18 protein-coding genes are annotated in these 22343 nt (G+C 41.8%); 13 read left to right on the top strand and 5 right to left on the bottom strand.

Going from position 1 to position 22343, the window contains the following annotated elements:
* Positions 1-127 precede the first annotated feature (127 nt).
* Complete coding sequence (gene tehB, locus O3642_RS03500; RefSeq protein WP_371605409.1) at positions 128-988, top strand: SAM-dependent methyltransferase TehB; 861 nt, start codon at positions 128-130, stop codon at positions 986-988.
* A gap of 418 nt (positions 989-1406) precedes the next feature.
* Here tehB and O3642_RS03495 read toward each other — a convergent pair whose 3' ends face one another.
* The gene (locus O3642_RS03495; RefSeq protein WP_371605408.1) at positions 1407-1949 is read right to left on the bottom strand and encodes a TetR/AcrR family transcriptional regulator; all 543 of its coding nucleotides are present in this window, start codon (positions 1947-1949) and stop codon (positions 1407-1409) included.
* Between the two features lie 342 nt (positions 1950-2291).
* Complete coding sequence (locus tag O3642_RS03490) at positions 2292-3638, bottom strand: Nramp family divalent metal transporter (protein WP_003005441.1); 1347 nt, start codon at positions 3636-3638, stop codon at positions 2292-2294.
* Positions 3639-3805: 167 nt separating this feature from the next.
* On the opposite strand from O3642_RS03490, the gene O3642_RS03485 reads away from it, so the two are divergent.
* The 4 genes from O3642_RS03485 to O3642_RS03470 all read left to right on the top strand — a co-directional run bounded on the left by O3642_RS03485 (position 3806) and on the right by O3642_RS03470 (position 9087).
* Positions 3806-4507: an ABC transporter ATP-binding protein gene (locus O3642_RS03485; protein ID WP_371605407.1), complete on the top strand. Its 702-nt coding sequence runs from the start codon at positions 3806-3808 to the stop codon at positions 4505-4507.
* A 13-nt stretch (positions 4508-4520) separates the two neighbouring features.
* A complete protein-coding gene (locus O3642_RS03480) occupies positions 4521-7244 on the top strand; it encodes an FtsX-like permease family protein (protein ID WP_371605406.1) in 2724 nt (907 codons plus the stop codon).
* A 445-nt stretch (positions 7245-7689) separates the two neighbouring features.
* The gene (locus tag O3642_RS03475) at positions 7690-8532 is read left to right on the top strand and encodes a metallophosphoesterase (RefSeq protein ID WP_155172273.1); all 843 of its coding nucleotides are present in this window, start codon (positions 7690-7692) and stop codon (positions 8530-8532) included.
* Positions 8533-8643: 111 nt separating this feature from the next.
* Complete coding sequence (locus O3642_RS03470; RefSeq protein ID WP_371605405.1) at positions 8644-9087, top strand: Rrf2 family transcriptional regulator; 444 nt, start codon at positions 8644-8646, stop codon at positions 9085-9087.
* 126 nt (positions 9088-9213) lie between these two features.
* Here O3642_RS03470 and O3642_RS03465 read toward each other — a convergent pair whose 3' ends face one another.
* Both O3642_RS03465 and O3642_RS03460 read right to left on the bottom strand, forming a co-directional pair.
* Complete coding sequence (locus tag O3642_RS03465) at positions 9214-9552, bottom strand: hypothetical protein (RefSeq protein WP_155172268.1); 339 nt, start codon at positions 9550-9552, stop codon at positions 9214-9216.
* Positions 9553-9573: 21 nt separating this feature from the next.
* Positions 9574-10656, bottom strand: coding sequence for a Xaa-Pro peptidase family protein (locus O3642_RS03460; protein WP_155172265.1), 1083 nt, complete (start codon positions 10654-10656; stop codon positions 9574-9576).
* Between the two features lie 160 nt (positions 10657-10816).
* On the opposite strand from O3642_RS03460, the gene ccpA reads away from it, so the two are divergent.
* The 4 genes from ccpA (at position 10817) to thrS (ending at position 16582) form a co-directional block, all read left to right on the top strand.
* Positions 10817-11821, top strand: a complete 1005-nt coding sequence (ccpA, locus tag O3642_RS03455) for a catabolite control protein A (RefSeq protein ID WP_003005429.1) — start codon at positions 10817-10819, stop codon at positions 11819-11821.
* Positions 11822-11962: 141 nt separating this feature from the next.
* Positions 11963-12961, top strand: coding sequence for a glycosyltransferase family 4 protein (locus O3642_RS03450; RefSeq protein WP_155126792.1), 999 nt, complete (start codon positions 11963-11965; stop codon positions 12959-12961).
* A 1-nt stretch (position 12962) separates the two neighbouring features.
* Positions 12963-14285: a glycosyltransferase family 4 protein gene (locus O3642_RS03445; RefSeq protein ID WP_125826745.1), complete on the top strand. Its 1323-nt coding sequence runs from the start codon at positions 12963-12965 to the stop codon at positions 14283-14285.
* A gap of 353 nt (positions 14286-14638) precedes the next feature.
* Positions 14639-16582 (top strand): threonine--tRNA ligase, encoded by a 1944-nt coding sequence (gene thrS / locus O3642_RS03440; protein ID WP_371605404.1) that lies wholly within the window; start codon positions 14639-14641, stop codon positions 16580-16582.
* 211 nt (positions 16583-16793) lie between these two features.
* Here thrS and O3642_RS03435 read toward each other — a convergent pair whose 3' ends face one another.
* Positions 16794-17843 carry a DUF389 domain-containing protein gene (locus O3642_RS03435; protein ID WP_003008156.1) on the bottom strand — a complete coding sequence of 350 codons (1050 nt, stop codon included), beginning with the start codon at positions 17841-17843 and terminating at the stop codon, positions 16794-16796.
* Between the two features lie 501 nt (positions 17844-18344).
* Here O3642_RS03435 and yycF point away from each other — a divergent pair.
* The 4 genes from yycF (at position 18345) to O3642_RS03415 (ending at position 22317) form a co-directional block, all read left to right on the top strand.
* Positions 18345-19046 (top strand): response regulator YycF, encoded by a 702-nt coding sequence (yycF, locus tag O3642_RS03430; RefSeq protein ID WP_003005102.1) that lies wholly within the window; start codon positions 18345-18347, stop codon positions 19044-19046.
* Positions 19039-20391: a cell wall metabolism sensor histidine kinase VicK gene (vicK, locus tag O3642_RS03425; protein WP_371605403.1), complete on the top strand. Its 1353-nt coding sequence runs from the start codon at positions 19039-19041 to the stop codon at positions 20389-20391. The genes yycF and vicK overlap by 8 nt, the downstream gene beginning before the upstream one ends.
* Before the next feature lie 7 nt (positions 20392-20398).
* Positions 20399-21208, top strand: a complete 810-nt coding sequence (locus tag O3642_RS03420; protein WP_023918725.1) for an MBL fold metallo-hydrolase — start codon at positions 20399-20401, stop codon at positions 21206-21208.
* A gap of 722 nt (positions 21209-21930) precedes the next feature.
* A complete protein-coding gene (locus O3642_RS03415; RefSeq protein ID WP_371605474.1) occupies positions 21931-22317 on the top strand; it encodes a YbaN family protein in 387 nt (128 codons plus the stop codon).
* Positions 22318-22343 lie beyond the last annotated feature (26 nt).

Below are 22343 nucleotides of genomic sequence, written 5' to 3'. Positions count from 1 at the left end.
GAAAAAGGCAGTTTTGAAACTTGTTTCAGATCTGTCTTTTTGTGGTAACGGGTTCTCCTTTTTCCAACTTGTAAAAAGGGGCTTTTTTATGTATGATAAGGGTAGTGAAAGAAAAAGGAGAAGCAGCATGACACAAAAATTGATTGCTTACAAGCGCATGCCTATCTGGACCAAGGATACCATGCCAGAAGCTCTTCAAAGAAAGCACAATACCAAGGTAGGAACCTGGGGAAAGATTACAGTTTTAAAGGGTCAGTTACGATTTATTGAATTGACCGAAGAGGGGGAAGAAATCGCAAGCCACCTCTTTGAAGCAGGAGCAGAGAACCCCATGGCCGAGCCCCAGGCCTGGCATCGTGTCGAAGCGGCGACTGACGATGTGGAGTGGTACCTAGAATTTTACTGTGAGCCAAAAGACTATTTCCCCAAAAAATACAACACCAATCCTGTCCATTCAGAAGTGCTAGAAGCAGTGGGAATTGTCCCCGCTGGAAAGGCGCTGGATCTAGGATGTGGGCAAGGACGCAATGCTCTCTTTTTGGCCCAACATGGCTTTGATGTGACAGCAGTAGATCAAAATGAATTGGCTCTTGAGATCTTACAAAGTATTGTCGCTGAGGAAGATATGGACATGCCAGTAGGACTTTATGATATCAATGCTGCTGCACTCACACAAAACTATGATTTCATCGTGTCAACTGTGGTCCTCATGTTTTTAGAGGCAGAGCGGATCCCAGCGATCATTCGCAATATGCAAGAGCATACCAACCCAGGTGGCTACCATCTCATTGTCTGTGCCATGGATACAGAAGATTATCCTTGTCAGATGCCCTTCTCGTTTACCTTTAAAGAAGGAGAATTGGCGGAGTATTACAAGGATTGGGAATTGGTCAAATACAATGAAAATCCTGGCCACCTCCATCGTCGAGATGAGAATGGAAATCGAATTCAACTTCGATTTGCAACCATGTTGGCAAAGAAAAAATAAAGAAAAAGCAGGATGTTAGGATCCTGCCTTCAGATTGAAGACAAAGTCATATAAAAAACTTTCCTTAGGTGAGTACGGACGTCAGCGAACTTCTTCGAAGTTCCAAGACTTAGTTTTGAGCCTAGGGTCTCAAAACTCCCGAGTGCCTGAAACGTTATTGTTTCAGGCACTTTTCTCACAGCGGAAAGTTTCGGTATTTTCTTGAATCGATTTAAAAATTGGAATTCATTTTTATTTTTTTTTTTGCAAAATCGCTTAACTTATTTTACTTTAAAGTAGTTTGTCTACATTCTAAAAGCAGGATGTTAGGATCCTGCCTTTTTGCTTTCTTACAAACAAGTTGAACAAGGTGATCAGATCTTTTTTCATTTGCCAAAAGAAAAACATTCTCCAGAAGGGTAGGAAAAGGTTGGGGGATTTAGTTCCAGCTAGCAAAGTCGCAGACACTGAGAATGATCGTTCCAATTTCAATGGGGTCCTCTTTTGCACCCGATTCTAACCAGGTAACAATTACAGATTCGATTGTAGCGATGAAAATTTCTAGACCATACTTGTATGGAACTTGAAAGTCCGAAATGATGTGTTCTTTAGCGTGGGGAGTATCGTCCAGTGCATGTAGGGTAAAACTTCTTACCAATTTACGGAAGTCCGAGCAACAGGATTGTGACAATGCATAAATAAAATCATAATTCTCTTTAATAGCAGTCAAGACATTGAGAAAGTTCACCTTGACAGGGCTTCCTTCAACGAAGAGGCTATCTAATTCTTGCATCATGTCCAATTTCATTTGCTCAAACATGTCGTATTTATCGACATAGTGCAAGTAGAAGGTCCCGCGGTTAATTCCAGCGGTTTCGGTTAATTGTCGAATAGTGATGCTTTCAAAAGGTTGTTGCAAGAGGAGTTTTGAGAGCGCATTTCGTAAGTCTGACTTGGTTGTTGTTTGTCTTTGGCGTACCATATGTTCCTTTCTGTAGTTGTATCAATCTGTTTATTTTTATTTGACGTTAAAATAATTTATCTGTTAAATAATTTTACGGCACTAACAATTAGCATTATACTCCAAAAGAATAAATTAGACAACAATTCTCATTTTTGTACAGATGACGGAAAGTGTACAAAAATTTTACAAGTTTATGAATGACGGGCACTGACAAGATTTTGTGAAAACCTCACAACAATTAGTGATTTAAAATAATTCCCTCCTAAAAAAATGGTCAGGAAATTTTTAGGAAATGGAGGAGCAAGATGGAAAAGGGAGTGTAATAAACCAAAAACCAGCACCGTTGAAGTGCTGGTTACTTTATTTGATAAAAGTTGTCACGATCAAATTGAAATTTAAGATGGTTAAGACAATCGCAACGAGATAGCCTAAGAAAGTATTCCATTTCGCATTGACATGTTCTCCCATGATTTCCTTGTTGGAGGTGAAATAAACCAGAGGGAAGATGGAGAATGGAAGAGCCGCTGATAGGAAGACTTGAGAATAAACCAGAAGGTCGTCAAGGACATGTTCCTGATCTCCAAATAAGATCGCAACGACGATGACAGGAAGAAGGGCAATGATCCGAGTCATGAGACGAACGACCCATTGTGGCAGGCGGAATCTCAAGAAACCTTCCATAACGATTTGACCGGTTAGGGTCCCAGTAATGGTTGAATTTTGACCACTGGCTAACAAAGCGATAGCAAAGAGGGTGGACAAGAAGGGACTGGCGATAGCACCGGCAATGTGATTATCCTTGAGGGCGTTGTACATGCTAGAGAAAGCACCGATCTTATCTCCGTGACCAAAGAAGAGGGCTGCTCCAAGAATCAAGAGGAGGGAGTTGACGACGAAAGCCAAACTCAATTCAATATTTGAATCCCAGGTCATAAAGCGCACTGCCCGTTTGATATCTGCTGGATCCTTGTAATCGACTTTTCGTGTTTGCGAAATGGAAGAGTGGAGATAGAGGTTGTGAGGCATTACGGTTGCACCGATGATCCCAAGCGCCAAGGTTAAGGCTTCATTTCCTTTTGGAAGTCCAATTCCCAGCACCTCTTTTTGAGGGAGGAAGCCAGCGAAGATTCCTCCGATATCTGGTTTCGATAGGAAAACCAGATAGCCAAAAATTGCAAGGATCGTGAGGATCAAAGTTGATACGATGGCCTCGATCTTTCGAAATCCTAGGTGCATGAGCCCCAGTAATAGAAAGACATCAAAGATAGTGATCAGGATAGAAAAAAGCAAGGGCCAGCCAAAAAGAAGGTGGAGGGCAATCCCTGATCCGATGACTTCTGCTAAATCTGTCGCCATCAAGGCAAGCTCGATCACAATCCAAAGAGTATAGCGAAGCCATTTGGGTAAATGATGGGCAGTTGTTTGGGCCAGATCCTTACGATGGACAATCCCTAGTTTACCAGCCATTTGTTGCAACTGCATGGCGATTAAAGAGGAGAGAAGAACCACTGATAAGAGGAGGTAACGGTATTGGGCCCCTCCGACGACACTAGTAATCCAGTTTCCCGGATCCATATAGCCGACAGCTACTAGACTTCCTGGTCCTGAAAAGAGCAGGAGGGTCTTCCAAAAAGGGATGCCTTTTGGTACGTCAATAGATTGGTTGATTTCTTGAAGTGATTTCCTTTCAAACTGTTGTAAACTCATGATGAGCCTTCTTTCTAAGAATAAATCAAATTTGTCTCTAATTATAGCATTAAATTTATAATAGTTCATGATTTGGGATTACCTTGTTTTCTACTGCCTCGATTTCTTTGTAATCTATACGAAAAGGACTATAATATAGATAGGAAATAGGAGGGAGGAGAGAAAAAATGGCCTACATCGAAATGCAGCACTGTTACAAGCGATACACTAGTGGAGAAACGGAGATTCTCGCTAATCAGGATGTTTCTTTTGAGATTGAAAAAGGCGAATTGGTCATTATTTTAGGGGCGTCAGGAGCTGGAAAATCAACAGTTCTCAATATCTTAGGAGGGATGGACACGAATGACGAAGGACAGGTCCTGATTGATGGGGTGGATATTTCTAAGCTCAATTCCCATCAACGAACGGATTATCGACGAGATGACGTTGGCTTTGTCTTTCAATTTTATAATTTAGTAGCCAATCTGACAGCCAAGGAAAATGTCGAATTGGCTTCAGAAATCGTCTCTGATGCCTTGGATCTGGAAGCCGTTTTAAGAGAAGTAGGACTTGGCAATCGTCTTGATAATTTTCCTGCCCAATTGTCAGGTGGAGAGCAACAACGGGTGGCGATTGCTCGGGCAGTGGCGAAAAACCCTAAAATTCTCCTTTGCGATGAGCCTACAGGAGCCTTAGACTACCAGACAGGTAAGCAAGTATTGGGGATTTTACAGGCCATGTCTCGTAAAAAGGGAGCGACGGTCATCATCGTAACCCATAATGCTGCTTTAGCCCCGATTGCAGACCGTGTGATTCGCATGCATGATGCCAAGGTCAAGTCGGTAGAAATCAATGAGCTTCCTCAAGATATTGCTACACTAGAGTATTAGAAGAGGTGCTAGCATGAAACGAAAAGTCTATTGGAAGGATCTGTTTGGTTCTTTTACACATTCAAAAGGACGTTTTCTCTCCATCTTAACCTTGATGTTGTTGGGAAGCTTGGCCTTGGTAGGCTTAAAGGTGACTACTCCAAATATGCATCGAACGGCTAACCAGTTTATTCAGCAACAAAAGATGCTAGATCTTGCTGTCATGGGGGACTTGGGATTAGACCAGGTAGACCAAGAGGAGCTTTTAGGACTCAAAGGGACGCGTGTCGAATTTGGTTCACTGCTGGATCTGACGTTGAAAGGAACAGGAAAGGCAATCCGACTTTTTTCTCCCCCAAAGAGTCTCTCTTCTTTTCGTGTGACCAAGGGGCGTCTGCCTCAAAAAGAAGGGGAATTGGCCCTAGCGAGTTTTTGGGAGGATCGTTATCGATTAGGGGATACCCTCACACTTGAAGAAAAGGCGGGAACTAGGTCTAGTTTAAAGCAAAAGCAATTCACCATTGTTGGCTTTGTTCAATCCTCTGAGATGTGGTCTCAAAAGAATTTAGGCACTGCCATGAGTGGCAGTGGGAATCTGGATGCCTATGCTCTGGTTTCAAAAGAGGTCTTTACGACTAAACTCCCTGTGATGGCGCGGATCCAGTTTGATGATCTGAGATCTTTGGATTCTTTTTCGCAAGCCTACCAAAAACGGCTCGAAGCTCACCAAGAAGAGTTAGAAAAACTTCTGAAAGACAATGGAAAGGCTCGCTATCAAAGACTCAAGAAGGAGGCGGATGGGCAGATCCAAAAAGGCCAGAAAGAACTCAGTCGTGCCAAGGAAACATTACAGTCAGCCAAGAATCAGATCGATCAGGCTCAAAAGCAATTAGACTTGCAGGAGACGCAGCTCAGTAAACTAGCTCCATTTCTGCCAGCTAAAGAGCGAGTAGCCAGTCAAGAAAAAATCCATCAAGCTAAAGAACAACTGGATCAGAAAAAGAAGGACTGGACTGCAGGTGAAAAGGAACTTGCAAAAAAAGAGGAGGAGCTAAAAAAAGCCAAAACCGAGCGAGATCAGCTGGAAATTCCAACTTATCATGTTTATGATCGCAAGACCATGCCAGGCGGACAAGGTTACCTGATGTATAGCAATGCTAGTAGCAGTATCTCTGCTATCGGAAATATTTTTCCGGTCGTTCTTTATCTGGTAGCAGCCATGGTGACCTTCACCACGATGACGCGCTTTGTCGATGAAGAGCGGACCAATGCAGGCGTTTTTAAGGCGTTGGGCTATCGAACCAAGGACATCATTCTCAAATTTGTCCTCTATGGATTCTTTGCTGGTACGATTGGAACCCTTCTAGGAAGCTTGTTGGGGCATTATTTCCTATCGGGAATCATCTCCAACATTATTACGCAAGGGATGGTTATAGGAGAGAGCAGAGAGTATTTTTATAGGGATATTACTCTGATTGCTCTTGGACTGTCTTTCGTCGCGAGTGTGCTTCCAGCTTACTGGGTTGCTCGTAAGGAATTAAAAGAAGAAGCCAATCTTTTATTACTGCCCAAACCACCAGTATCCGGTTCGAAAATTTTTCTGGAGCGTGTCCATTTTATTTGGAAGCGTCTGAATTTCACGCACAAGGTTACTGCTCGCAATCTCTTTCGTTACAAACAAAGGATGCTGATGACCATTTTTGGAGTGGCGGGTTCTGTTGCTCTTCTCTTTGCAGGGCTAGGGATTCAATCTTCTGTAGGAAGTGTTTCCAAACGCCAATTTCAAGAGATCCTATCTTATGAGTTGATTGTAGCCAAAAAAACGAATGCCTCCTACCAAGAAAGCAAAGAACTAACCAATCGTCTGGCAAAATCAGACATCAAGGATTATCGAGCTATCTATAGTAAGGTCATTGAAGCTTCTTTAAAAAATGGACACGACAAGCAGACCGTTACGATGTTGGTTACGGATTGTGCAGATTTTTCTCCCTTTGTCAGCCTGCGTTCTTTCAAGCAAGGGGAATCTTTGTCTCTAAAGAAAGGGGTTATCATCAGTAGCAAACTAGCACAACTAGCCCAGGTTACAGTTGGGGATCGACTGACCCTAGATGGTCACTCTTTTAAGGTGGCAGGAATCACTGAAAATTATATCGGCCATTTTATCTATATGGATCAGGCAAGTTACCAAAAAATCTACGGAGAGCGGACTTCAGAAAACAGCTATTTGGTACAGCTGCGAAATTCATCCACACAACAAGTGCAAGCAGTTAGTCGGGACATGATGGCTCTTGCAGCTGTGAAGGCAGTCAGTCAAAATGCTTCGATGATTTCCCTCTTTAACTCAGTTGCCAAATCCTTGGACACCACCATGATGATTCTAGTAGTTGTATCGGTTTTGTTAGCTATCGTGATCTTGTATAATTTAACCAATATCAATGTGGCAGAACGGATCCGTGAATTATCGACCATCAAGGTCTTGGGATTCCATAATAAGGAAGTGACACTCTATATTTACCGCGAAACCATCTTATTGTCTATCATAGGGATCCTCATGGGGTTAGTGGGTGGCTATTATCTTCATCAATTTCTTATTGCCATGATTGCACCAGATGCCATTCTCTTTTACCCCAAAGTAGGACTTGGTGTTTTCCTCTTCCCTGTAGGAGGACTGATCCTTCTTTTGGTCCTGTTAGGAATTTATGTTGACCATTATCTCCGAAAAGTAGATATGCTCGAAGCCCTCAAATCAGTAGATTAAGATACAAAGCCGTTAAGCAACTCAAAGGAAAATAGGGAGCAGGACAGAAGCACTGTTGTATAGAATGCTTCGTTGTCCTGCCCCCACAAGGCTGATTAGGATTTTTCCGAGCTCTTAAAGCGAGAGAAAAATCCAATCAGCTACTGTGCCTTTGAAGTTAGTACTATTACAGTTTGCGTTTTTCACCCAGCATTTAGGGCGTGTTCAATTCGTGTAACGGCAAGCACTATGGTGGCTTGCCTACACGAATTACTAACTCTTCGGGAGGATAGTATCGATCCTCTCTCATCCTGGCGCAATTCACTAAGATACAAAGCCTGTAGCTGATAGCGACAGGCCCTCTAGCCTTATTTTTCATTTCTAGCAGCATGGAATGTTCATAAAACTTTCACCTTTGGGTGGAAGTTTTTCTTCTCTTTGTTATAATGGAGAGAAGGAGAAGATCATGACTAAAATTGCTTTACTTTCAGATATTCATGGAAATACGACAGCATTGGAAGCTGTCCTAGAGGATAGTCGAAAAGCCAAGATGGATGAATATTGGCTCTTAGGAGATAGTTTGATGCCTGGAACAGGGAGACGGGCCCTCTTGGAGCTGTTAGAGGAGTTACCTATTACGGTCAAAGTCCTTGGAAACTGGGAAGATAGTCTTTGGCGGGCTATGAGGGGGATGTTGGATGAGACTAGATCCAGTCATCGCTACCTCATGCGCCAGTGTCAATATATTCTGGAAGAAATCACGCCCCAGGAAATTGAAGACATGCAGAAAATGCCCATGCAAGTCCATAGAGAAATCGCAGGTTTAAAGATCGGCATTACCCACCACTTACCTGATAAGAATTGGGGTCGCGAATTGATCCATATTGGTGAGCAGAAGGATTTTGATCGTTTGGTGACAAACCCGTCTTGTGATATTGCAGTCTACGGACACATTCACCAGCAGTTTTTCCGCTATGGGACAGGAGGAGAACTGATTATCAATCCTGGCTCGATCGGTCAACCTTTCTTTTTAGAAAAGAATCTTCGCAAGGACCTTCGGGCCATGTATGCTATTCTTGAATTTGATCAAATGGGGTTAAAAGATGTAGATTTTAGACGGGTGGACTATGATGTCCAAAAAGAACTGCAACTTGCAAAAGACCTCCATCTTCCTTATTACCAAGTGTATTATGAAAGTTTGGTCAATGGCATTCATCATACCCACAATCATGAGCTCCTTCATGAAATTGAGCAGAGAGAAGGTCATGATCGAGAAATCGATGCTTGGCTAGAGGACTTCTTTCAATAGTGTAACTGTTGACATTACAACTAAAAAGAGTATAATAGGAATAACGAAAGTCGTCTCTTGACGGTTGTTCAATAGACTCTACCTTCAAAACGGGTAGAAAGGAGTGAAGTTATGCAAATTTCGAGTCGCTTTACCATTGGGACTCATGTCTTGATCATGATTGCTCTACAAGGAGAAAAAACAAAAGTAACCAGTGATTTTTTGGCAGGAAGTGTCGGCGTGAACCCTGTTATTATTCGAAAGACCTTGTCTCAGTTGAAGAAATCCGGATTAATCCATGTAGCGCGTGGGACAGGCGGAGCTGAGCTCGCAAAAGCAGCCGATGAGATCAGCCTGCTGGATATCTATCAAGCGGTAGAATGCTTAGGTTCGACAGGTCAATTATTTGGCTTCCATGAACATCCAAATCCTGCTTGTCCAATTGGAAATAGCATCCATGACGTTCTAGATGGGAAGCTGGAAGAGATTCAGCTGGCCATGGAAAAAGAAATGGCACAAATAAGTCTAGAGCAAGTAGTGAAAGAAGCTAAAATGAAGATGGAAGTAGCCTCTTAGTCCAATAAACAGAAGCTATCAATCTCTGGTAAGCAAGAGAGAAAGTTACCGATAGGAACTTGCTGATTCATTGATAGATACGTTAAAATAAAAAATTTCAGTACCTTAGATACTGAAATTTTTTTATTAATTGATGAAGGACACTAATAATGGAATGAGGGATAAACCTAAGAAGATCCAGGTCCAATAGCGATTGGGAATAAACATGAAAGAAGAAGAATCACGGTAAGCGATTCGTTGCCCTGTCTCTTCATCAATAAGATAACGAACTTCATCTGAAACAAATCTTTTTGTTAATAAATAATTTGTGGCTGCTGTAAATAGGCTAAACATGATCCCCATCAGAAAGCCATGAACTCGATTAGCGACATTAAAATGAAGGACATAAATAGCAAGGTTGGAGACAGCTCCTCCAATAAATAAAGCAAGTACAACGAGCAAGCCTTTACCACGCCAAACAATCATAAAACAATCTCCTTTTCTATCTTAATCAAAATATAGCAAATCTTTGCTAGTTTCTGTAAAGAGTCCAAAGCCATTTTTTGTCACATAGCCACAGTCTTCGATACGGACACCGACTTTACCTGGGATATAGATTCCTGGTTCGACTGAGAAGCACATTCCTTCTTCGATAACCATGTCATTTCCTTCCATAATAGAAGGGAATTCATGCACATCCATTCCGATCCCGTGTCCGAGGCGGTGGTTGAAGTATTCACCATAGCCAGCTTTTTCGATGACGCTGCGTGCAGCACGATCGACGTCGTGAGCTGTTACACCTGGTTTGATCATGTCAATGGCTGCTTGTTGAGCTTCTAAAGTCAAGTGGTAGATTTCTTTTTTGAAATCATCTGGTTTCCCAACCGCAACAGTACGAGTCATATCTGACGCATAACCATTGACCATACAGCCAAGGTCAAAGAGCAAGAGAGCATCATTTTCGACTTTGTTGCTTCCTGGAATTCCGTGTGGGTTAGCTGCATTATTTCCAGTCAAGACCATGGTTTCAAAGCTCATTTCATAACCCAATCGTTTGATACCAAAGTCGATTTCTGCTACGATATCAGTTTCTGTTTTATCCAGTGAGATGGCGTCGAATCCCATATTGACAGCCTTATCTGCATATTGACCAGCCACCAACATTTTTTGGATCTCATCAGCAGATTTGATCAAGCGCATCCGGTTAATCCGTGGTGTCAAGTTGGTAAATGTTGCTTTTTCAAAGACAGTACGCAAGCCATTGTATTTGGTAAGGATCAAGTTATCATATTCAAGTGCAACGGTTTTAGCATCTGGTTTTGCGATAGCCCCTTTAATCTTTTCCCATGGATTTTCAGAATCCACATAGCCAACCACTTGGAAATCGACAACTGCAGTCGCCCGTTCCACTTCAAGTGCAGGAACGAAGAGAAGTGGTTCATGGTCAGTGTAAACGAACAAGAAGAGTTGACGTTCGTGGGGATCACTGTAAAAACCAGTCAAGTAATTGATGGTGACAGGATCGGATACAACAGCGACATCTGTTTTTTCAGTTTCAAGAAAATCGACGATTTGATCTAATTTAGACATAATGCTACCTTCTTTCTATGGATCTATTTTGTCAAATTTTCCCCAAAAAAGCAAGAGTTTACAAAATTTTACCAAAATACTTGAAAGTGTTTACAATCCATGATAAAATAGGATTAATTAGAGAGTGAAAACGAAATTTTCAATAATGAAAGGAAATCTTATGAATACAGACGATACAGTAACGATTTATGATGTCGCCCGTGAAGCAGGGGTTTCAATGGCAACCGTTAGTCGTGTAGTGAATGGAAATAAGAACGTTAAAGAAAATACACGTAAAAAAGTATTAGAAGTGATCGAACGCTTGGATTACCGTCCAAATGCTGTTGCGCGTGGTCTTGCTAGTAAGAAAACAACAACAGTAGGTGTCGTGATTCCAAACATCACGAATAGTTATTTCTCTACATTGGCTAAGGGGATCGATGACATTGCTGAAATGTACAAGTACAATATTGTTCTTGCAAATAGCGATGAAGACGATGACAAAGAAGTTTCAGTGGTGAACAACCTCTTTTCAAAACAAGTGGATGGGATCATTTTCATGGGCTATCATTTGACAGAAAAGATTCGCTCAGAATTTTCACGCTCTCGGACGCCAGTTGTCCTTGCTGGGACAGTGGATGTTGAACACCAATTACCAAGTGTCAATATTGACTACAAGCAAGCGACCGTTGATGCTGTTACACAGTTGGCAAAACACAACAAGAAAATTGCTTTTGTAAGCGGCCCATTGGTGGATGATATCAATGGAAAAATTCGTTTGACAGGCTACAAAGAAGCCTTGAAAGCGAAAAAATTGAGCTATAGCGAAGGACTTGTGTTTGAATCCAAGTACCGTTACGATGAAGGGTATAACTTGGCAGAACGCATCATTGCATCCAAAGCAACAGCTGCCTTTGTAACAGGGGATGAATTGGCTGCAGGTCTCTTGAACGGCTTGTCTGATAAGGGGATCAAGGTACCAGAAGACTTTGAAATTATCACCAGTGATGATTCACAAGTAACTCGTTATACGCGTCCAAATCTATCAACGATTGGCCAACCTTTGTATGACCTTGGTGCGATCAGTATGCGCATGTTGACCAAGATCATGCACAAAGAAGAGTTGGAAGAACGCGAAGTACTGTTGTCTCATACGATCAACCAACGTGGAACGACCAAAAAATAAGGATTAGTAGACTAGAGTCTCGACTTGGGAAGACGTGTCTACTAGTCTGAGAGGCTAGAACAGAACTGTTCTAGCCTCTTTTTTATACTGCAAACAGGTAGAGACTTGCTGGGCACTCTTTATTTCGGTATAATAGAAGGTATGAAAGTTTTACTGTATTTAGAAGGAAAATCCGTATTACAAAAATCAGGAATTGGTCGAGCCTTGCAGCATCAAATGCATGCGCTTGATTTGGCTGGGATTCCGTATACGACAGATATTTTAGGAGATTATGATGTGGTGCATATCAATACCTATGGCCCACGGAGTTTCCTTTTGCTCCATGCAGCAAAGCGTCGTGGAAAGAAAGTCATCATGCATGGCCATTCAACCCGTGAGGATTTTGAAAATTCCTTTATCGGGTCTAACTTTTTTGCGCCCTTGTTTGGGAAGTATTTGGCTCACATGTACCAAAAGGCAGACTATGTGATCACGCCATCTGAGTATTCCAAACACCTGATTCAGTCTTATGGGGTGACTACACCGATTATCGCGGTCTCCAATGGGATTGATTTGGAAAAATACAAGAAGGATCCGAAAAAAGAAGAAGTCTTTCGCAAGCATTTTAATATCCAAGAAGGTCAAAAGGTTGTCATCTGTGCAGGGCTTTATTTTAAACGCAAAGGGATTGAAGATTTCGTAGAAGTGGCCCGTCGCATGCCGGATGTGCGCTTTATTTGGCTAGGTTCTATCAACAAATGGATCATTCCGCGTAAGATTCGTCGTATCGTGGAAAAGGATCATCCGAGTAATGTGGAATTCCCTGGCTACTTCAAGGGAGCGGTCTTCCAAGGGGCAATGACGGGTTCAGACGCTTTCTTCTTCCCATCTTATGAAGAAACAGAAGGAATCGTTGTTTTGGAAGCCTTGGCCAGTCATCAGCACACGGTCTTGCGGGATATTCCAGTATACAATGGCTGGATTGACGAGACGTCATCTGAATTGTGCCACAATGTAGACGAATTTGTGGATTCCTTGAATAAGGTCTTGAACGGACAAGTAGACAAGCGAGAGGCGGGCTACAAGGTCGCTGAAAGTCGTTCGATCGACTTAGTGGCACATCAATTGGTCGAAGCCTATCAAACAGTTTTGGAGATGTAAGATGCGTGTAGGGTTATTTACAGATACCTATTTCCCGCAAGTTTCGGGAGTGGCGACCAGTATTAGGACGCTCAAAACAGAATTAGAAAAATTGGGTCACACGGTCTTTATCTTTACGACAACGGATAAAGATGTCAACCGCTATGAAGATTGGCAGATTATTCGAATTCCAAGTGTGCCTTTCTTCGCCTTTAAGGACCGTCGGGTCGCTTATCGTGGCTTCTCAAAGGCGCTTGCCATTGCCAAGCAATACCAGCTGGATATTATCCATACCCAGACTGAGTTTTCACTGGGACTTTTAGGAGTATGGATTGGACGTGAGTTGAGGATTCCTGTCATTCATACCTACCATACCCAGTATGAGGATTATGTCCGCTATATTGCGAGAGGCATGGTCATTCGCCCAAGTATGGTCAAATACATTGTGAGAAGCTATATGAATGATTTGGACGGAGTGATCTGTCCAAGCGAGATCGTCTATGACTTGCTCCAAAAGTACAAGGTTAAGGCAGAAAAACGCATTATTCCGACAGGGATTGATTTGGCCAAGTTTGACCGACCGGAAATTACTCCGACAGAGACAGCAGCTCTTCGTGAAAAATATGAAGTAGCAGAAGATGAAACGCTTCTATTGAGCCTTTCGCGGGTTTCTTATGAAAAGAATATTCAGGCTGTTATTGCGGCCCTTCCAGACGTCTTAAAGGTCAATCAAAAAGTTAAGTTGATTGTCGCTGGAGATGGTCCTTATTTGGATGATTTGAAAAAACAGGCAGCGAAACTGGGGATTTCAGATGCGGTTGTCTTTACAGGGATGATCCCACCCAATGAAACAGCTCTCTACTATAAGGCGGCTGACTTCTTTATTTCAGCTTCAACGAGTGAGACGCAAGGTTTGACCTATTTAGAGAGTATTGCTAGTGGTACCCCGATTATTGCTCATGGCAATCCTTATCTCGAACATGTGATTGATGACCCTATGTTTGGAAAGCTCTTTTATGAGGAGAGCGATCTGGCCCAAGCAATTCTTGAAGCGATTGACGAGATGCCTGCAATTGATGAAACCAAGTGGGCGGAAAAGATCGATGATATTTCTGCAGCAACCTTTGGCCGTCGGGTCTACGAATTTTACCTGGATAAAATCATCTCTAAAGACTTCTCAAATGATTTGAATCCTGAACAAAGTCGGGTCAAGCGGATGTCTAAGACCATTGTGAAAATCCCGACCAAGGTGATTGCTCTTCCGGTCAATGGATCTGTGAAAATGATGAAGGCTTCGGTCAAACAAGTGAAGAAAATCCGTAAAATCACACATTTCTTTGATTGAAAATGAAACTTTTTCTTGCAAAATTTTTCAATCGTGCTATAATAACTGACAGAGACATATCAAATCTAGGAAATCTGATAGAGAGCGCGTGGGGCTGGAAATCGCGTAGAGGATAGGTTTGGGACTACTCGTGATTCTTTTATGCAAACATAAAACGGTGGCTACGTTAGAGCCAATCAGAGGTGTCCCTCTTTTTTGAGGAACATAAATGAAGGTGGAACCACGTTGCGACGTCCTTTCGAGGAGGTCGCTTTTTTGATTTTTTAATGAGGAAATCAAAAGGAGTGACGATTCCAATGTTCAAAGACACCTCCCACCCATTTAGCTACTAAAAACTTTATAAGGAGAAAATCATGATTAAGATTACTTTCCCAGATGGCGCTGTTCGTGAATTCGAATCTGGCGTTACTACTTTTGAAATTGCTCAATCTATCAGCAATTCTTTGGCTAAAAAAGCCCTTGCTGGTAAATTCAACGGCAAATTGATTGACACAACTCGTGCCATTACTGAAGATGGAAGCATTGAAATCGTGACACCTGATCACGAAGATGCTCTTCCAATCTTGCGTCACTCAGCGGCACACTTGTTTGCACAAGCAGCTCGTCGCCTCTTCCCAGATATTCACTTGGGTGTTGGTCCAGCGATCGAAGATGGTTTCTACTACGATACAGATAACCAAGCGGGTCAAATCTCTAACGAAGACCTTCCTCGTATCGAAGAAGAAATGAAGAAAATCGTGAAGGAAAACTTCCCATCAATCCGTGAAGAAGTGACTAAAGACCAAGCGCGTGAAATCTTCAAAAATGATCCATACAAATTGGAATTGATTGAAGAACACTCAGATGACGAAGGTGGTTTGACCATCTATCGTCAAGGTGAATACGTTGACCTTTGCCGTGGGCCACACGTCCCATCAACTGGTCGCATCCAAATCTTCCACCTTCTCAATGTAGCAGGTGCTTACTGGCGTGGAAATAGCGACAACGCGATGATGCAACGGATCTATGGTACTGCTTGGTTTGACAAGAAAGACTTGAAGAACTATCTCCAAATGCGTGAAGAAGCTAAAGAACGTGACCACCGTAAGCTTGGTAAAGAATTGGATCTCTTCATGATTTCTCAAGAAGTTGGTCAAGGTCTTCCATTCTGGTTGCCAAATGGTGCGACCATCCGTCGTGAGTTGGAACGCTACATCGTTGATAAAGAAGTAGCAGCAGGCTACCAACACGTCTACACTCCACCAATTGCTTCTGTAGAACTTTATAAAACTTCAGGTCACTGGGATCACTACCGCGAAGACATGTTCCCACCAATGGATATGGGGGATGGAGAAGAGTTTGTTCTTCGTCCAATGAACTGCCCTCACCACATTGAAGTCTACAAACACCATGTGCACTCTTACCGTGAATTGCCAATCCGTATCGCTGAAATCGGTATGATGCACCGTTATGAAAAATCTGGTGCTTTGACTGGTCTTCAACGTGTGCGTGAAATGTCTCTGAATGATGGTCATACCTTTGTAGCTCCAGAACAAATCGAGGAAGAATTCAAGAAGATCCTTCAATTGATCATCGATGTGTATGAAGACTTTAACTTGACAGATTACCGTTTCCGCTTGTCTTACCGTGATCCTGAAGACAAACACAAATACTTTGACAACGATGAAATGTGGGAAAATGCTCAACGCATGTTGAAAGCCGCTGTTGATGATATGGGTGTTGAGTACTATGAAGCTGAAGGGGAAGCAGCCTTCTACGGACCAAAATTGGATATCCAAGTGAAAACAGCTCTTGGTAAAGAAGAAACCCTTTCTACCATCCAATTGGACTTCTTGCTTCCAGAACGCTTTGATCTTCATTACATTGGAGCAGATGGAGAAGAACACCGTCCAGTTATGATCCACCGTGGGGTTATCTCAACGATGGAACGCTTTACTGCGATCTTGATTGAAAACTACAAGGGAGCTTTCCCAACCTGGCTTGCTCCTCACCAAGTAACCCTTATCCCAGTATCGAACGAAAAACACGTGGACTATGCTTGGGAAGTGGCTAAGAAACTTCGTGACCGTGGTGTTCGTGCAGATGTGGATGAACGCAATGAAAAAATGCAGTTCAAGATCCGTGCTTCACAAACTCAAAAAATTCCTTACCAATTGATTGTTGGGGACAAGGAAATGGAAGACAAGGCTGTAAACGTGCGTCGTTATGGCCAAAAAGAAACAGAAACCATGTCAGTGGATGCATTTGTAGAATTAATTCTTACAGATATTGCCAATAAATCTCGTGTTGAGAAATAAACCATTTAACCTAGAACAAAATCTCAGCCACCTAAAAAGCAACAACTGAAATAGTTGTTGCTTTTTTACATTTTGATTAAGCTGAGCTAGTAGTGATCGGTCAAACCACCACAAATAGTATCCTCATCAACAATCCTTTCTATCCATGAACTTTTGGATATAGGATATCCTCCCAAGATTTGCTTCCATGAGTTAGATAAGTTGACTATCCTCAATCCTTGTCTGCTTCATTTTCTTTTACGAGATCGTTTTGTGAATCTTTTTCAGAGAGTTTTTGATCGATATACTTGTCAATGTTTTCGTAAAATTCCTTGGTCGTCTCACTATCTAATTTTGTCGAATTATGGACTTGATTGACTTTCAATTGAACAGATTGAATACCGTAAGAGTCTTGTTTTTGGCGAATGGTTTCTAATTCTTCTTCTGAAATCGGATCTCCAACAACTGTCAAGACCAATTCATTGCTACTTGACTTGTAGACTTGATTAATGATCGTATGATTGGCAAACTCTTTTCCTACAAACTGTTTGATCCCTTCTTTTCGTGCTTGATCCATCGTCAGAGTGACTGCTGAATAGCTGGCTGGAAGAACCAATAATACAATCAAGGAGATCAACCCAATTCTCATTTTCATGTTTAGCTCTTTAAATGAACTTAAGGGAGATTGTCTCATCATAATTCTTGTTCCAACAATATTGATTAGCATGATAAAGACACAGTTGATCAAGAAAAGATAGAGAGCCCCAAATAAAAATCGTACATTTCCATTAGCTAAACCATAGCCTGCAGTGCAGATAGGTGGCATCAGAGCTGTTGCAATAGCTACTCCTGGCACGATATTGTTTGCTTCTTTTTTTCTTGAACCAATGACACCTGCTATCCCACCCGCAATAGCAATGAGAACATCCCAAATGGTTGGAGAGGTTCGTGCAATCAATTCGCTACTTGCATAAGATAAGGGAGAAATCCAGAAATATAGAGTCGAGACAAGCAAACTGACCAATACTTGAGTAAATAAAACCCCTAGAGATTGCTTGATTAAACGCGTATCAAAAATAGCTAAACCAAACCCCAGTCCAATAATCGGTGTCATAAGAGGGGAAATCAGCATGGCTCCAATAATGACAGCTGTTGAATTCATATTTAGACCTATAGAGGCAATAAAAATCGAACACATCAAAATCACTGTATCTCTTAATCGAACATGAAGGTCATCATATAGTTTCTCGCGGAATTCACGTGTTGAATAGTTTCCGGACATTGGTTACTCCTTTTATTTCATATAATCTTGTTTCTGCATGGATGATGGTAGAGAGACTTCTGTCCAAACTGACATGTTTTTAATTCTTACCTGTGATTCTTTTGAACATTATCTTTTAAATATCCATCAGTCCATCCTTGACATTATATCAAAAATTTTACAGTCTTTCTCTGAAGAAATCAATTGATTTAAAAGATAGTGAAGGCAGAAATTTTTGTATCCTTATCCGAAGAAGAAAAACGATATCTCCTCTGAAAGTAGATACCGTTTTAATGTTTAAACATGATGAGTATGTAGCAGCAATCCTAGCTGATATCTCCAACAAATCACGTGTTGAGAAATAATGAAAAAATAAAAAGATTGAGATGTAACGATCTCAGTCTTTTTGCTTTTTCTTCCTGGAAAGTCCAGCAATTGAGACTCCACATTTCTTCATAAGTTTGATATAATAAGAAGATAGAGATTGATAAGGAAAAGTTGCATTAGAAACAGGTATGTAAGATGAAAAGAATATTAGTAGTTGATGATGAAAAACCAATTTCAGATATTATCAAATTTAACATGGCAAAAGAGGGATATGAAGTTTTAACGGCCTTTGATGGGCGGGAAGCTTTAGAAGTCTTTTCAGCTGAAAACCCAGATGTTATTATTCTAGATTTGATGTTGCCAGAGATTGATGGCTTGGAAGTGGCGCGGACGATTCGTAAGACCAGCAATGTGCCGATCATTGTCCTATCTGCTAAGGATACGGAATTTGATAAGGTCATCGGGCTTGAAATCGGGGCGGATGACTATGTGACCAAACCTTTCTCTAATCGGGAATTACAAGCGCGTGTGAAAGCCTTGTTGCGTCGTTCGGAGTTTGCGGCTGATCCTCAGTTTGAAAAAGATGCCGATACAGAAATTGTCATTGGCGATCTTCACATTCTTCCAGACGCTTTCTTGGTTCGAAAAGGCAACAAAGAATTGGACTTGACTCATCGCGAGTTTGAGTTGCTCTATCACCTTGCGACCCATGTCGGTCAAGTGATGACCCGTGAACATCTTCTTGAGACGGTGTGGGGCTATGATTACTTTGGTGATGTTCGGACAGTGGACGTGACGGTTCGTCGTTTGCGTGAAAAAATCGAGGACACACCGGGACGTCCAGAATATATTTTGACCCGCCGTGGTGTCGGATATTATATGAGAAACAATGATTGATCAACTAAAACAATTTGTCATGTCGTCGAACTTTGTCTTTGTTCTGATTACGCTTGGGTTTATCATTGTGGTTGCCTTGCTTCTCCTAGAAAACCGTAGGGACAATATCAAACTCAGACAATTAAACGCCAAAATTAAAGATCTGATTGCAGGGGACTATTCTGAAGTGGTCGATATGCAAGGAAGTCCAGAGCTGACAGATATGACCAATAGTATCAATGATCTGTCGGAGGTTATTCGCCTGACGCATGAAAACTTGGAACAAGAAACCAAGCGTTTGACCAGTATCCTTTCTTACATGACAGACGGGGTGCTTGCGACCAACAGACGTGGTCAGATCATCATGGTCAATGAAATGGCCGCCAAGCAATTGAATGTCAATCCAGATGAGGTGCTCAATACCAGTATTCTGGATTTGCTTTCGCTTGGAGACGAGTATGATCTGCGCAGCTTGATTACAGAAGTACCGGAGTTGACCATCGATTCCCAGGATGAAAATGGGGAATACTTAAGTCTTCGTGTGCGCTTTGCCTTGATTCGTCGCGAGTCAGGTTTCATCTCTGGTCTAGTAGCTGTCTTGCATGATACGACGGAGCAGGACAAGGAAGAGCGGGAGCGTCGCCTCTTTGTTTCCAATGTGAGTCATGAATTACGGACTCCTTTGACCAGTGTGAAATCCTATCTGGAAGCCCTAGACGATGGTGCTTTGTCAGAGCCAGTAGCACCAGATTTTGTCAAGGTTTCACTCAATGAAACCAACCGCATGATGCGTATGGTCACAGATCTATTGAGCTTGTCACGAATTGATAATGAAACCAGTCAGTTGGACATCGAGTTGACCAACTTTACGGCCTTTATCACCTTTATTTTAAACCGGTTTGATAAGATCAAGAGTCAATCGCAAGAAGATACAAAGAAGTATGAACTGATCCGGGAATACCCGATCACACCGATCTGGGTTGAAATTGATACGGATAAAATGACCCAGGTGATCGACAATATCTTGAACAATGCCATCAAGTACTCACCTGATGGTGGAAAGATCAAGGTAGGGATGAGAACAACAGATGCCCAGTTGATTATCTCTATCTCAGATGAGGGCTTGGGAATTCCCAAGAAAGACTTGCCTCGCATTTTTGATCGCTTTTACCGAGTGGATAAGGCGCGTAGCCGGGCCCAAGGAGGGACTGGTCTAGGCCTAGCCATTGCTAAGGAGATCATTAAGCAACACAAAGGATTTATTTGGGCCAAGAGTGAATATGGCAAGGGATCTACCTTTACCATTGTCTTGCCGTACGACAAAGACGCTATTAAAGACGACTGGGATACAGAAGAGGAAGAATAAGGAGTCAATGACAGAAGAGGGATTTAAGTACAGTATTTTAGCTTCAGGTTCTAGTGGGAATTCTTTCTACCTTGAGACGCCAAAGAAAAAACTGCTTATTGATGCAGGGTTATCAGGGAAAAAGATTACGGGACTATTGGCTGAAATTGATCGCAAACCAGAAGACTTAGATGCCATTTTGATTACGCACGAACACTCAGACCATATCCATGGTGTGGGTGTTTTAGCGCGGAAATACGGCATGGATCTATATGCTAATGAAGCAACTTGGAAGGCTATGGAAGGCACCAAGTATCTAGGCAAGGTCGATGATGCTCAAAAGCACATCTTTGAAATGGGGAAGACCAAGACATTTGGCGATATCGATATCGAAAGTTTTGGGGTCAGTCACGATGCTGCAGCCCCTCAATTCTATCGCTTTATGAAGGATGGCAAGAGCTTCGTCATGCTGACGGATACGGGCTATGTGAGTGATCGCTTGGCAGGCATCGTCGCGGATGCTGATGGCTATCTGATTGAGTCCAACCATGATGTAGAGATCCTTCGAGCAGGTTCTTATGCTTGGCGCTTGAAGCAGCGGATCTTGTCAGACCTAGGCCACCTTTCTAACGAAGATGGTGCCGATGCCATGATCCGAACCTTGGGAAATCGCACCAAGAAGATTTATCTGGGGCATTTGTCAAAAGAGAACAATATTAAAGAATTGGCTCATATGACCATGGAGAATCAACTGGCTCGAGCAGATCTAGCTGTTGGCCATGATTTTGAGGTACTAGATACCTCGCCAGATACCGCAACCCCTTTGACGAAGATATAAGATGGAAAACCACCTGCGGGTGGTTTTTTATATGCCTATTTGAGGAAATCTACATCTAGTAATGAATTTGCTCTTTAGCCAAAATTCGTGTATGATAGAAGTACTTTATCTCAAGAATAAATTGACGGAGAAATGTTAACTGTGAAAACATATATCGGTTATTTGGATTCGAAATAGATTTATTTTGATGAAGAAAACGAAGTATTTCAATATAATGATCAAAAAAATACTTCCAATTGGATAATGGTTGCTGCTCCACTTACAGTCTTTTTTTAAAAGGAATTGCAAGTGTTTTAAATTCAGCCTTTGGGACGTTACCGTATACGATTAATATCAGTATTGCAATGATTGGAACTCTGGTAGTTTTCGGAATACTGATGATAGCGAAGACGAGAAAAAAAGATCCGAGAACTGGTTGGAAAACAGTTGTTCTGAAGGAAAAAGAGCGCAAAACACTCAGAGCAAAGGTGCTTGCGATTTTTATTATGAAGATTCTTTTTGCTTTTTTAGGGATTTTTTTCTTGGTTACTTTTATTAGAGAAACTGATTTTTTGTGTCTGATGATCTATCTACTGGCTTTTGCTTGTGTGATGCATTTTCATCAGGAAATTAAGACCAGAAAGATTATTAAAATATTGAAAAATCAACAAGAATATCCTTCAACTATCCGATATGATGCTTGTGGAATGATAACAAAAAGGAATCATACAAAGGAGAAGAAAATGCGCCTTGTTTATCTTACGGTTGGTTTTATATCATTGGGACTAGGAATTATTGGAATTCCTTTGCCTATTTTACCGACAACCCCCTTTTTACTCTTATCTATGGCTTGCTTTGCCAAAAGTTCCAAACGCTTTGAAACTTGGCTTTACCAAACCAAGCTTTATCAGACCTATGTAGCGGATTACCGAGAGACCAAATCGATTGCCAAAGAACGGAAGAAATGGATCCTTCTTCAGATCTACATTCTGATGGGGATTTCGATCTATCTGGCTCCGATTATTTGGGTGAAGCTTGCTTTAAGTGCTTTGACGATTTTTATCACCTTTTATCTCTTAAAAGTGATCCCTAATAAGCCTGAAAATCCAACAGACGAAGATCCTGATTAAAAATGGAGAAATCAGGCCCTAGAACT

The sequence above is a fragment of the Streptococcus sp. 27098_8_66 genome (assembly GCF_041431945.1).
In the GTDB taxonomy this organism is placed as follows: domain Bacteria; phylum Bacillota; class Bacilli; order Lactobacillales; family Streptococcaceae; genus Streptococcus; species Streptococcus dentalis.
The sequence above is the reverse complement of the archived record's forward strand: the minus strand, read 5'-3'. Positions and strand labels throughout refer to the sequence as shown.

Excerpts from the sequence above, each read along its gene's own strand:
- tehB (WP_371605409.1), top strand. The coding sequence starts at position 128 with ATGACACAAAAATTGATTGCTTACAAGCGCATGCCTATCTGGACCAAG.
- O3642_RS03495 (WP_371605408.1), bottom strand. The coding sequence starts at position 1,949 with ATGGTACGCCAAAGACAAACAACAACCAAGTCAGACTTACGAAATGCG.
- O3642_RS03490 (WP_003005441.1), bottom strand. The coding sequence starts at position 3,638 with ATGAGTTTACAACAGTTTGAAAGGAAATCACTTCAAGAAATCAACCAA.
- O3642_RS03485 (WP_371605407.1), top strand. The coding sequence starts at position 3,806 with ATGGCCTACATCGAAATGCAGCACTGTTACAAGCGATACACTAGTGGA.
- O3642_RS03480 (WP_371605406.1), top strand. The coding sequence starts at position 4,521 with ATGAAACGAAAAGTCTATTGGAAGGATCTGTTTGGTTCTTTTACACAT.
- O3642_RS03475 (WP_155172273.1), top strand. The coding sequence starts at position 7,690 with ATGACTAAAATTGCTTTACTTTCAGATATTCATGGAAATACGACAGCA.
- O3642_RS03470 (WP_371605405.1), top strand. The coding sequence starts at position 8,644 with ATGCAAATTTCGAGTCGCTTTACCATTGGGACTCATGTCTTGATCATG.
- O3642_RS03465 (WP_155172268.1), bottom strand. The coding sequence starts at position 9,552 with ATGATTGTTTGGCGTGGTAAAGGCTTGCTCGTTGTACTTGCTTTATTT.
- O3642_RS03460 (WP_155172265.1), bottom strand. The coding sequence starts at position 10,656 with ATGTCTAAATTAGATCAAATCGTCGATTTTCTTGAAACTGAAAAAACA.
- ccpA (WP_003005429.1), top strand. The coding sequence starts at position 10,817 with ATGAATACAGACGATACAGTAACGATTTATGATGTCGCCCGTGAAGCA.
- O3642_RS03450 (WP_155126792.1), top strand. The coding sequence starts at position 11,963 with ATGAAAGTTTTACTGTATTTAGAAGGAAAATCCGTATTACAAAAATCA.
- O3642_RS03445 (WP_125826745.1), top strand. The coding sequence starts at position 12,963 with ATGCGTGTAGGGTTATTTACAGATACCTATTTCCCGCAAGTTTCGGGA.
- thrS (WP_371605404.1), top strand. The coding sequence starts at position 14,639 with ATGATTAAGATTACTTTCCCAGATGGCGCTGTTCGTGAATTCGAATCT.
- O3642_RS03435 (WP_003008156.1), bottom strand. The coding sequence starts at position 17,843 with ATGTCCGGAAACTATTCAACACGTGAATTCCGCGAGAAACTATATGAT.
- yycF (WP_003005102.1), top strand. The coding sequence starts at position 18,345 with ATGAAAAGAATATTAGTAGTTGATGATGAAAAACCAATTTCAGATATT.
- vicK (WP_371605403.1), top strand. The coding sequence starts at position 19,039 with ATGATTGATCAACTAAAACAATTTGTCATGTCGTCGAACTTTGTCTTT.
- O3642_RS03420 (WP_023918725.1), top strand. The coding sequence starts at position 20,399 with ATGACAGAAGAGGGATTTAAGTACAGTATTTTAGCTTCAGGTTCTAGT.
- O3642_RS03415 (WP_371605474.1), top strand. The coding sequence starts at position 21,931 with ATGCGCCTTGTTTATCTTACGGTTGGTTTTATATCATTGGGACTAGGA.